13 protein-coding genes and 1 tRNA gene are annotated in these 11,026 nt (G+C 73.1%); all 14 read right to left on the bottom strand.

What is annotated here, in order from left to right; all coding sequences use genetic code 11:
- The gene (locus QMC84_RS04830; RefSeq protein ID WP_300372371.1) at positions 1–888 is read right to left on the bottom strand and encodes a Bax inhibitor-1/YccA family protein; all 888 of its coding nucleotides are present in this window, start codon (positions 886–888) and stop codon (positions 1–3) included.
- 123 nt (positions 889–1,011) lie between these two features.
- Entirely contained in the window at positions 1,012–2,460 is a 1,449-nt protein-coding gene (locus QMC84_RS04835) for a cellulase family glycosylhydrolase (RefSeq protein WP_300372372.1), read from the bottom strand.
- A 75-nt stretch (positions 2,461–2,535) separates the two neighbouring features.
- On the bottom strand, positions 2,536–3,363 hold the full coding sequence (locus QMC84_RS04840) for a class I SAM-dependent methyltransferase (protein WP_300372373.1): 828 nt from the start codon (positions 3,361–3,363) through the stop codon (positions 2,536–2,538).
- Between the two features lie 19 nt (positions 3,364–3,382).
- Positions 3,383–4,756, bottom strand: a complete 1,374-nt coding sequence (locus QMC84_RS04845) for an ATP-binding protein (protein WP_300372374.1) — start codon at positions 4,754–4,756, stop codon at positions 3,383–3,385.
- 68 nt (positions 4,757–4,824) lie between these two features.
- Positions 4,825–4,898, bottom strand: a tRNA-Leu gene (locus tag QMC84_RS04850).
- Positions 4,899–4,907: 9 nt separating this feature from the next.
- On the bottom strand, positions 4,908–5,762 hold the full coding sequence (locus QMC84_RS04855; RefSeq protein ID WP_300372375.1) for a uracil-DNA glycosylase: 855 nt from the start codon (positions 5,760–5,762) through the stop codon (positions 4,908–4,910).
- 43 nt (positions 5,763–5,805) lie between these two features.
- Positions 5,806–6,072, bottom strand: coding sequence for a hypothetical protein (locus tag QMC84_RS04860; protein ID WP_300372376.1), 267 nt, complete (start codon positions 6,070–6,072; stop codon positions 5,806–5,808).
- 49 nt (positions 6,073–6,121) lie between these two features.
- The gene (locus tag QMC84_RS04865; RefSeq protein WP_300372377.1) at positions 6,122–6,370 is read right to left on the bottom strand and encodes a DUF3618 domain-containing protein; all 249 of its coding nucleotides are present in this window, start codon (positions 6,368–6,370) and stop codon (positions 6,122–6,124) included.
- On the bottom strand, positions 6,367–6,768 hold the full coding sequence (locus QMC84_RS04870; protein ID WP_300372378.1) for a phage holin family protein: 402 nt from the start codon (positions 6,766–6,768) through the stop codon (positions 6,367–6,369). Before QMC84_RS04870 ends, QMC84_RS04865 begins: the two co-directional genes overlap by 4 nt.
- Positions 6,769–6,834: 66 nt before the next feature.
- Positions 6,835–7,776, bottom strand: coding sequence for a Ppx/GppA phosphatase family protein (locus QMC84_RS04875; protein ID WP_300372379.1), 942 nt, complete (start codon positions 7,774–7,776; stop codon positions 6,835–6,837).
- A complete protein-coding gene (locus tag QMC84_RS04880) occupies positions 7,767–8,246 on the bottom strand; it encodes a DUF501 domain-containing protein (RefSeq protein ID WP_300372381.1) in 480 nt (159 codons plus the stop codon). The genes QMC84_RS04875 and QMC84_RS04880 overlap by 10 nt, the downstream gene beginning before the upstream one ends.
- 29 nt (positions 8,247–8,275) lie before the next feature.
- The gene (locus QMC84_RS04885; protein WP_300372383.1) at positions 8,276–8,767 is read right to left on the bottom strand and encodes a septum formation initiator family protein; all 492 of its coding nucleotides are present in this window, start codon (positions 8,765–8,767) and stop codon (positions 8,276–8,278) included.
- Between the two features lie 93 nt (positions 8,768–8,860).
- On the bottom strand, positions 8,861–10,138 hold the full coding sequence (eno, locus tag QMC84_RS04890) for a phosphopyruvate hydratase (RefSeq protein ID WP_300372385.1): 1,278 nt from the start codon (positions 10,136–10,138) through the stop codon (positions 8,861–8,863).
- 192 nt (positions 10,139–10,330) lie between these two features.
- The gene (locus QMC84_RS04895) at positions 10,331–11,011 is read right to left on the bottom strand and encodes a MazG family protein (protein WP_300372387.1); all 681 of its coding nucleotides are present in this window, start codon (positions 11,009–11,011) and stop codon (positions 10,331–10,333) included.
- Between the last annotated feature and the right edge of the window lie 15 nt (positions 11,012–11,026).

The following is an 11,026-nucleotide window of genomic DNA, read 5'->3' on the forward strand; positions in this document are numbered from 1 at the left end:
TCAGTTGTCGCTGAACATCGCGAGCAGGCGCAGCAGGTTAGTGTAGATCCAGACCAGGCTGACGGTCATCGCGAAGGCGGCGCGCCAGGACTCCCGCTCGGGGAGCCCGTTGGCGATGCCCTGCTCGACGAAGTCGAAGTCGAGGACCAGCATGAACACGCCGAGCACGAGGCCGGCGATCGCGGTCAGCATGCCGAGCGTGCCGAAGCCGAACAGGCCGATGCTCGCCCCGAACATGCTCAGCACCATCTCCATCAGGCTGAGCCCGATCATGCCGAAGACGGCCGCCATCACGAACATGCGGAACTTGTTGCCGACCTTGATGTTGAAGACCTTGTACGCCGCGAGCGTGCCCGCGAAGGCGGCGAACGTGCCGATCACCGCGCCGGAGACGACGCCGTCACCGAACTGCACGTCGAAGAGCTTGCTCAGCGCGCCGAGGGCGATGCCCTCCAGGACGGCGAAGGCCATGACGAGCGCCGGGCTGATCACCCGCTTGAACGAGTTGACCATCGACAGCACGAAGGCGCCCAGGGACCCGAGGGTGACCGCCGCGACGAGCCCGCCGCTGATCTCGCCGTTCTCGATGTCGGGGGTGAGCACCCAGGTGGCGAGCGCGGCGACGATCACCAGGCCGAGCGAGACAGCCGTCTTCTGCACGACCGAGTCGATCGTCATCGGGCCGCGGTCGACGGCGGGGACGCCCGCGCCCGGCTGGCCGGGCTGGCCGGGCGTGCCGGTGCCCCAGGTCGCGGGGTCGGAGTAGCCGGTCTGCCCGTAGCCCTGGTACGCCGAGCCGTTGCCGGCGTACGTCTGGTTGCCGTAGGCGTTGGCGCCGGAGGCGTGGAACTCCTCCGACCGGCGGAACACAGGGTTGTTGCTCTGCATGGTCTCTCCTCGAGGCCGTGGGTGGCGTCGCTCTGACGGGTCACCTGAAGGGCCCAGTCTAGGCGGCTCACCGGGTTGAACGCTTCCGCACCCCGTTTGGTTCCCGCCGCTCCCCGGCCGTCGTCAGGAGCGGACGATCCGGACGGTGACGACGTCGGCGTCGCGGTCCGCCTCGACCAGCACCTGCCGCGCCGTCCTCGACACGACCCGGCCGGCGTCGACCCGGACCCGGTAGCCGTCGGGGTAGTGCAGCGGGCTGACGAAGATCCGGGTCGGCGCGGCGATCGCGGCGTCGGGCCGGTAGCGGAACCCGAACGCGCCGTCGTGGGGGTCGAAGGACATCGCCAGCGGGATGCCGGCGGTCGCCTGCGCGTAGGTGCGCACCAGCATCCGCAGCTTGGCCCGCTTGACCGAGGACAGGTCCGCGTCGTCGCGGAACATGCCCTGCGCCGTGTCGGCGGTCGTCGGGTCGTCCCAACGCTTGTACGCCCAGTGCGTCCAGCCCATCAGGCGCTCGTCGGCCGCCGCGGCGTCGATCTCGATCGCGCGGACGTTGTCGGTGGCGCCCCACTCCGACATCAGCGGAACGGCGTGCATGGTCCGCGACTGCTCGAGCGCGTGCTGCTGGCGACCGCGGTCGAAGTCCCAGCAGTTCTCGACGTCGCCGCCGGGGATGCCCTGCGACTCCAAGAACACGTCGGGGCAGTAGCTGTGCCAGGAGAACCCGAGCTGCCGCTCCCCCGCGACCGGGGTGAAGAACGTGTCCAGCGGCTGCCCGCCGGCGAACTGCTGCGGCTCCCACCACACGACGTTGTCGCGGTCGATCCCGCGGATCGCGGCGAGGCCCTGCTCCATCGCCGGCTGGAGCTCGGCGGTGTAGGAGTCGGGACAGCCGGTCGTGAGGCAGGTCGGCCACTCCAGGCCCATCCACGGCTCGTTGAGCAGGTCGTAGCCCATCAGGTACGGCTGGCCGCTCCAGGCCCGGGCGGCGACCCGCCACGCGTCGGCCCACGCGTCGAGCAGGCCGTCGGCGCCGGCCCAGAAGTTGTCGAAGACGGTCGACACCTCCGGCGTCCAGTAGCCAGTCGGGAACGGCGCGACCACCGGCGGCGCCGCGGAGTACGGGGCGGGCCGGTGCACGGCCCAGTCCGGGACGCCTTCACCGCCGTACGTCTCGTGCCACTGGTCCTGGTGCATGTCGAGCTGCATCCAGATCCTCCGGGCGGCCAGCAGGTCGAGCACCCGCTGCACGCGCGCGACGTACGCCGGGTCCTCCCGACCGGGCGCGTCCGGGGTGAGCCCCGCCCACAGGGTGCCGACCCGCGCCCCGTTGAAGCCGTGGCGGGCCAGCCACCTGGCGTCGCGCGCGGTGAACCCGGCGGCCGTCGCGGGCGGCGCGTACGGGTCGCGCTTGTAGACGAGGTTGAACCCGTGCACGATCACGACCCGGCCCTGCGGGTCGACCAGCCAGCGGCCGTCCCGCCGCAGCTGCGGCGGATCAGCGCTCGCGAAGGGGGCGGTCGTCAGCACCAGGACGACCGCGACCAGGGCCGCCAGCAGGGGTCTGCGCACGACCGACCAACGACCCGGGCCAGGGGAAGTGACTGCGGAGGTGACTGCACACGCCCCGGGGGCGGGCCGAGTCGGTCAGGCCCGCCGCAGCCGCAGCGTGGCGCGCCGGCCGATCCGGTAGTCGCGGACCTGGTCGGCCTCGGGGTTGTCGCGCAGCAGCCCGTCCCAGTCCGAGAGGCGCTCCACGTCGAAGCCCTGGGTCCGCGCCAGCAGGTCGAGCGCGGCGAGCGTGGGACGGCCGGTGAGCACGGTGTCGCCGTATGAGAACGCGTCGGCGACCGCGTTGCCCTGGCGGGCCACGTGCTCGTCCGCGAGCCGCACCACCGGCTCCGCGCCACGGTGGATCTCGGTGTCGAGCAGCAGGTGCGTCGCCCCGGTCCGACGGATCCGGGTGAACAGCTCGTTGTGGCGCAGCGTGTGGTAGAGGAAGCCGAGGCAGAGCACCACGTCGACCTGGGGCTCCTCGTGGGCGAGCACCTCGAACACGTCGCCGGCGACGAACCGGAAGCGGGCCTCGTCGACGCCGTAGCGGCGCAGCGTGGCGTCCGCCCGGTCGACGAGCTCGGGCCGCGCCTCGACGCCGAGGACGAAGGCGGCGCCGGCGTCCAGGGCGGCCATCGACCAGCGCCCGTCGTGGCTGGCGATGTCGAGGACCCGCGCGCCGGAGAACAGGTCGGCGTGCTCCGCGAAGATCGCGTCGTGCCGCAGGTTCAGGCGCCACGGGAACGACGAGGTCTCACTGGTGTCGTAGAACTCGGGGAACCGGTCGAAGAAGCCGGCCGCCACCCGGCGCGAGCCGACCGGCGCCTCGCTCGGCGGGCCGGCGGGCCGCTCGGGCACCGACTGCCCGGCCGGCTGAGCGGCGGCGGCTCGGTCGCCGGCGCGGGACCAGAGGGGAGGCATCTGGTGATCGTAGGCGCCGCTACGCGACCGCCAGCGGGAGGCGCACGCGGAACGTCGTCCCCTCGCCCGGCGCGCTGGTGACCGCGATCGTGCCGTCCATCAGCTCGACGAGCTGCCTGACGATGGCGAGCCCGAGCCCGGTGCCGCCGTACTTGCGAGTGATCGAGGCGTCCGCCTGACGGAAGGTCTCGAAGACCCGGCCGATGTCCTCGGCGCTCATCCCGATGCCGGAGTCGGCCACCTCCAGGTGCAGGTCCAGCCGGTCGGCGCCGGCCCGCTCGGCGCGGGTCGAGACCCGGATGAAGCCGTGCTCGGTGAACTTGACCGCGTTGTCGAGCAGGTTGGCGAGCACCTGGGCGATGCGGCCGCCGTCGCCGTGCACGCGTGCCGGCAAGGAGCCGTCCACCGGACCTTCGAACGAGAGGCCCTTGCGGCGCGCCGCGTCCCGGGCCGGGGCGATCACGTCCTCGATCAGCGTGCGCGGGTCGAAGTCGGCGCGGTCCACGGTCGCGATGCCGGCCTCGACCCGGGAGAAGTCGAGGACCTCGTCGACCAGCCGCAGCAGCCGGGCCCCGGATCGGTCCATGATCTCGGTGAGCCGCTGCTGCTGCCGGTCCAGGCCGCTGTCGGCCAGCAGCTCACAGGACGCCAGCACGCTGGTCAGCGGGGTCCGGATCTCGTGGCTCATGTTGGCGAGGAACACCGACTTCGCCTGGTTCGCCTGGTCGGCGGCGAGACGCGCGCTCTCGAGGTCGCGCTGCAGCCGGTTGCGCTCGGTGACGTCCTCGGCGATGCCGTAGACGCCCACCACCTCGTCACCCACCACGATCGGTACCGCGGTGACCGTCACCTCGATCAGGTGCCCGTCGCGGTGGGAGATCGCGAGGTCGATCACCTGGGGCTCCCGGTCGAGCGCAGCGAGGAACGCTAGACCGGCCCGATCAACGTCCTCGGGCACCAGGACCTCCGGGAAGCCCATCTGGCTGAGCTCCCGTGCGCTGTAGCCGGCGAGCCGCTCCGAGGCGGGGTTGGCGGCGACGAACCGGCCACTGAGGTCCAGGGAGAACACCGGGTGCGGGTGGTAGTCGAACAGCGACCGGTAGCGCTCGCCGGTCTCGGCCAGCTCCCGCTCCGCCGACCGGAGCGCGTCGGCCCCGCCGCCGGTCTCACGCTGCCGACGCCAGGCGTACGCCGTCAGCCCCAGCACGGCGGCCAGGCCGGCCATCACCAGCTCGTCGGCGTTGAGCGACTCGTGGCCGCGGCTCCACCGGTAGTAGCTCTCGAAGAGGTCCAGCCACGCCGCGACCGCGAACGCGGCGAGCGCCAGGAGCGCGATGAGCGCGAGGTCGACCAGGCGTGCGCTGCGCCTCGGCCTCCGCGACCGGCCGGTCATGCCCGCGACCGTACCCGGGACCATCCGTCGGAAACCCGAGGCGGCGCCGTGTCGCCGCCGGCGAGCGGTGCCCCCGCTGGGACTCGAACCCAGACTGCGCCGCTTTTAAGGCGGCTTCCTCTGCCGGTTGGGATACGGGGGCCGGAGCGGACTACCCCGTGATCCTGCCAAGGACGGCGGCGCGGCGCAGGACGTCGTCGAGCATCACCTCGGTGAGCCGGCCGGTGAAGGTGTTCTGCTGGCTCGGGTGGTAGCAGCCCAGCAGCGTCACCTCGCGGTCCGGCCCGGCCAGCCGGGCCTCGGCGCCGTGGCCGAACCGGGGCCGGGGGCGGACGACCGGCCAGCCGAGCCCCGCGAAGGAGCGCAGGGTCGCGTCCCACCCGAACGTGCCGAGGGCGACCACGACCTCGACCGTCGCCAGCACCAGACCCAGCTCGGCGAGGAGCCAGGGAGCGCAGGTGTCCCGCTCGACGACGCTCGGCTTGTTCTGCGGCGGCGCGCAGCGCACGGTCGCGATCATCCGGGTGCCGATCAGCTCCTGGCCGTCGTCGGCGTGCCTGCTGGTGGCGGTGCGGGCCAGCCCGACGCGGTGCAGGCCCGCGAACAGCCAGTCCCCGCTGCGGTCGCCGGTGAAGATCCGCCCGGTCCGGTTGGCGCCGTTCGCGGCCGGCGCCAGCCCGACCACCAGGATCCGTGGCTCGCTGGCACCCCAGCCGGGCACCGGCCGACCCCAGTAGGGCTCGGTGGCGAAGGACGCACGCTTGTCCCGGGCCACGTCCTCGCGCCAGCGCACCAGGCGCGGGCAGGCCCGGCAGACGGAGACCCGTGCGTCGAGTTCGGCCAACCCGCCGTCCTGCTCGCCGGCCCGGGCCAGGCGGCGCACCTGTGCCGCAGTCGTCGCGACCGGCGTCTGCTCGGTCGCGGGATCGCCGGGCCAGCCGGTGCCCGGAGCCACCGGCGACGAGAAGAGCTCGCCCGTCGCCGGGTGCGGGAGCAGGTCGGTCACCCGGCCATCCTCGCGCACCCGGGACCGGTCCGGGCGGGGCCGGTCAGGGCGCTGGCTGGATCGACGACTCGCGCCGTACCTTGTCGGCCGCGGTCGACGCCATGTCGCCGGCCTTCTCCTTGGCGAGGTCGGCGGCCGTCGCCGCCTGCTGCGCGACGGTGTCCTGGGCCTTGCCCGCCGCGGCCTGCACCTTGGGGTTGTGGGCGATGCGGCTGGCGCCGGACTTGATCTGCTCGTACCTCTCGCGGCCGGCGCGGGTGCCGAGGACGTAGCCGACGGCGACGCCGGCGAGCAGGGTCAGCTTCTTCATGGGGACTCCTTCATCGGGGGCCGGTTCATCGGGGTGCCGACAGCCGGCTTCAGCGGCGGCGCCGCCAGACCAGCAGGCCGGCGACGAGGACGACGGCGGCGACGGCCGCAGCGGTGAGGTCGGGGCGCGGTCGGCCGTTCGCGGTGGTGGCCCGGTCCTTGAGCTCGTGGGCCTTGTCCTGGGCGCGCGCCTTCACATCGAGCTTCGCGTGGAGCTGGTCGACCGTCACCGCGAGGTCCTCGCGCTGCCGGGCGAGGTCGGCCTCGAGCTGCTCGGGAGAGGTGCCGTTGCTGCTCATCGGTGCTCCCCCTTCAGCGCGGCGACGTCCTCCTTGAGGGTCGCGACCGTGGCCTCCGGCGTGGGCGGGGTCGCCTGCTGGATCTCGCTGCGGCCGCCGAGTGCCGCGCCCACCGCGCCGATCAGCAGCACGGCGGCGACGATCAGGCCGGCCGCCCACAGTGGCAGCACCAGGTCGAGCGCGATCACCGCGGTGGCGATGAGGGTGGCGCTCGCGAAGAACGCCAGCAGCCCGGCCAGGCTGAACATGCCGATCCCGAGCCCGGCGCGCTTGCCCTTCTGCGTGAGCTCGGCCTGGGCCAGGCGCAGCTCGCTGCGCACCAGCTCGGGGATCTGCTCGGACAGTCGGTGCACGAGGGCGCCGACGGGCTCGTCCGTCGTCGTTCGTGGATCGCTCATGGGGGCCCGGTGCCCACCCGGTGCCGTCCGGAAACGCCCCTGTCTCAGCCGGGTCCCAGCCGCGTCTCACCGACCGATCGACCAGGCGATCCCGTCGAGGATGTCGGACTCGGACACGACCAGGTGGTCCACCCGGGTGCGGCGCAGCACCGCGGAGAGGATCAGCGCACCGGCACCGATGACGTCCGCGCGGCCGGGGTGCATGAAGCCCAGCGCGCGGCGCTGCTCGTGGGTCATCGCGACCAGCCGGTCGACCGCGGCGTGCACGTCGTCGACCGCGAGGACCGCCTGGTCGAGGGCGTCGCGGTCGTACGCCGGGAGGTCCAGCACGGCGGCGGCCACTGTCGTGATCGTCCCGGCCACGCCGACGACGGTCGCGGCGACGGCGGGGTCCACGGGGCTGGCGTCGAGGTGGGCGTCGACGTCGGCGACGCAGGCCGCCACCTGCTCGGGGGTCGGCGGGTCGCCGGCCAGGTGTCGCTCGTACAGCCGCACCGAGCCGACGTTCATCGAGTCCGCGCGCACCGACCCGGCCCCCTCCGGTCCAGGGCTGCCGAGGACCAGCTCGGTGGAGCCACCTCCGATGTCGACGACCAGCACCGGCGCCGTCGGCGGGGTCCGCAGGTTGCGGACCGCCCCGTCGAAGGCGAGCGCCGCCTCCTCGGCCCCGCTCACCACCTCGGGCTCGACTCCGAGGCGGTCGCGGACGCCGGCGACGAAGTCCGCGGCGTTCGCCGCGTCCCGCGTGGCCGAGGTCGCGACGAAGCGGATCCGCTCGGGTGGCACGCCGTGGTCACGGATCAGGGCGGCGTACTCCTCGATCGCCGCGAACGCCCGCGCCAGCGCCTCCTCGGCGATCCGGCCGGTGCGGTCGAGGTCCTGGCCGAGGCGCACGATCCGCATCTCCCGTTCGTCGACCTCGAGGCCCCCCTCCTCGGGCTCGGTGCCCACCAGGAGCTTGATCGTGTTGGTGCCGCAGTCGATGGCGGCGACGGGACCTACACGCACGGCCCGGGCTCCCACCAGTCGCCGAGGAGGTCGAGGACCTCGTCGCCCAGCGGGTTCACGCCGCGGCCCTGCGCGAGGGCCTGGCCGGCCAGCACGTGCAGGCACTTGACCCGGTCCGGCATGCCGCCGGCGGAGATGCCCTCGATCTCAGGCACCGAGCCCAGCGCCGTCCTGGCCTCCAGGTAGCGCTCGTGCGCCCGGCGGTACGCCGCCGCCAGGTCCGGATCGTCCGCGAGCCGGTCCTGCATCTGCTTCATCAGCCCGGAGCCCTCGAGCGTCCCGATCCGCGACGCCGCCCGCGGGCAGGTCAGGTAGAAGGTCGTCGGGAACGGAGTGCCGTTCGGCAGCCGGGGCTGGGTGGTGACCACGTCCGGGTTGCCGCACGGGCAGCGGTGGCCGACCTCGTGGATGGCGCGGGGCTCGCGACCCAGCTGGGCCTCGACGGCGGCGACGTCCTGGGGGTCGATCACGCCCCGATCATGCCAGCCACCATCGGCGGTCAGTCGGTGCCGTTGATCCTCGTCGAGGGCTCGGGCTCGGCCGCAGGCGGGTCGCCGGCGGCCTCGACCGACTCCCAGGCCGTGGACCACCAGGCCCGGGGCGGCTTCGGGGCGACCGTGGCGGGGTCGGTGAGGGAGGTGTCGCTCTCCAGCGGGTCGCCGTTCTCGTCCAGCACCACGTAGGAGGTCTCGCCCGGCATCACGAAGTTGAGCTCGCGCGCCTGCTGCCGCACGTAGGCCGGGTCCTCCCAGCGACCCTTCTCCCGCTCCAGGTCCTCGATGCTCGCCTGGCGCAGTGCGATCTGGCTCTTCAGGTCACCGATCTGGTCACGCTGCTGCAGGTAGGCGCGCAGCGACGAGGCGTAGGACACCGTCAGCACCGCGAGCACCAGCACCAGGATCGCGGCCCGGCCGGTCAGCCGCGGGCGGCGCCGCGCCGGGGCGGTGGCTGTCGGCGCGGTGGGCAGCGCCGGTCGCGCCGGACGGGCCACCGACGACGACCGCCGCGGCCCCGACCGTCCTCGCGGACGGGGGGCGCGCGGCGGCGTACGACGACTCTCGGACGGCATACGTCCTAGGTTCGCTCAGCCGGCGTACCGGGGGAACGCCGACGCGCCGGAGTAGCGCGCGGCATCTCCGAGCTCGTCCTCGATCCGGAGCAGCTGGTTGTACTTCGCGACCCGCTCGGACCGGGCCGGGGCGCCGGTCTTGATCTGGCCGCAGTTGGTGGCGACGGCGAGGTCGGCGATCGTGGTGTCCTCGGTCTCGCCCGAGCGGTGGCTCATCATGCAGCGGTAGCCGTTGCGGTGGGCCAGCTCGACGGAGTCGAGGGTCTCGGTCAGCGACCCGATCTGGTTGACCTTCACCAGCAGCGCGTTGGCCTGGCCGCCGGTGATGCCGCGCTGGAGGCGCTCGACGTTGGTGACGAACAGGTCGTCGCCGACGATCTGGATCTTGCCGCCGAGCTCGTCGGTCAGCGCCTTCCAGCCGGCCCAGTCCTCCTCGTCGAGCGGGTCCTCGATCGAGACGATGGGGTACGACGCGACCAGGTCGGCGTAGTACGCCGTCATCTGCTCGGCGGTCTTGGTGCCACCCTCGAAGGCGTAGGAACCGTCCTTGAAGAACTCGGAGGCGGCGACGTCCATCGCCAGCGCGATGTCCTTGCCGAGGGTCAGGCCGGCGGCGGAGACCGCCTCGGCGATGAGGTCGAGCGCGGCACGGTTGCTGTCCAGGTTGGGGGCGAACCCGCCCTCGTCACCCAGGCCGGTCGCGAGGCCCTTCTTCTTCAGCACCGACTTCAGTGCGTGGTAGACCTCCGCGCCGGAGCGCAGCGCCTCGCGGAAGGTGGGCGCGCCGATCGGCGCGATCATGAACTCCTGGACGTCGACGTTCGAGTCGGCGTGCGAGCCGCCGTTGAGGATGTTCATCATCGGGACCGGCAGCAGGTGGGCGTTCGGGCCGCCGACGTAGCGGTAGAGCGGCAGCTCCGCGGAGTCCGCGGCGGCACGGGCGACCGCCAGCGAGACGCCGAGGATCGCGTTGGCGCCGAGCTTGCCCTTGTTGGGGGTGCCGTCCAGCTCGAGCATCGTCTGGTCGACCAGACGCTGGTCGTCCGCGGCCAGGCCCTCGATCGCCGGGGCGATGGTCTGGATCACGGCCTCGACCGCCTTGGCCACGCCCTTGCCGAGGTAGCGGTCGCCGCCGTCGCGCAGCTCGACCGCCTCGAAGGCGCCCGTGGAGGCGCCGCTGGGCACCGCAGCCCGGGCGAACGAGTTGTCGTCGAGGAGGACCTCGACCTCGACGGTGGGGTTGCCGCGCGAGTCGAGGATCTCGCGGGCGCCGACAGCTTCGATGGATGCCACGTCAGTGCTCCTGGGTCTTCTGAGGGAGGGCCCGGGCCGGGTCTCGGCGGACCGTCGTTCAGCCTAGACGGTGCCGGTGGACCCTCGGAGCCCGTGGACGGTCCGCGGGACGAAGTGCCCGGCGAAGTGGGGTCGGGTGGCCCACGCACCTGACGGATCTGTCGCCGTTCCGGCGGATCGGGAGCAGTTGTGTCAGGTGCGTGGCGCCAGCAGCCGGCGTACGGCGTCGCGGAGGGCCTGCTCGGGGTCGAGCCCGGCCTCGCGGGCCTCGGCGACCAGGGCGAGCAGGCGGTCGCCCAGGTCCTCGGCCGGGTCCGGGTCGTGGGCCGGTGCGGTCTCAACAGGCTCGGCCACCGGTGGCGTGGGCTCGACCGCGGGCTCGCGGGCGAGGCGGCCCAGGACCTTGTCGGCGTACAGCAGCGCGGGCAGTCCGGGAGGCAGCCCGTCGGTGATCGAGGTCCGCTGCTTCTCGGTCGCCTTGATCTGCTGCCACACCTCGTCGATGTCCGCAGGCTCGACCGGCGAGTCCGGGGTCGGGGCGAAGACGTGCGGGTTGCGGCGGTGCATCTTCGCGGTGATGTCGCGGGCGACGTCGTCGAGGGTGAACTCCCCGGTCTCCTCGGCGATGACCGCGTGGAAGTACACCTGGAGCAGCAGGTCGCCGAGCTCCTCGCGCAGGTGGCTCCAGTCGCCGGTGCGGTCCCCGTCGTCGATGGCCTCGAGGGTCTCGTGGGTCTCCTCGAGCAGGTAGCGCGAGAGCGACCGGTGGGTCTGGCCCGCCTTCCACGCGCACTCCGCGCGCAGCCGGCGCATCACCTCGAGGAACTCGAGGAGTGGCTCGTCCGGTGGTTCCGAGGCTCGCCGGGCTCGCACCTCAACCACCGTGGG

The sequence above is a fragment of the Nocardioides sp. genome, from assembly GCF_030019515.1.
In the GTDB taxonomy this organism is placed as follows: domain Bacteria; phylum Actinomycetota; class Actinomycetes; order Propionibacteriales; family Nocardioidaceae; genus Nocardioides.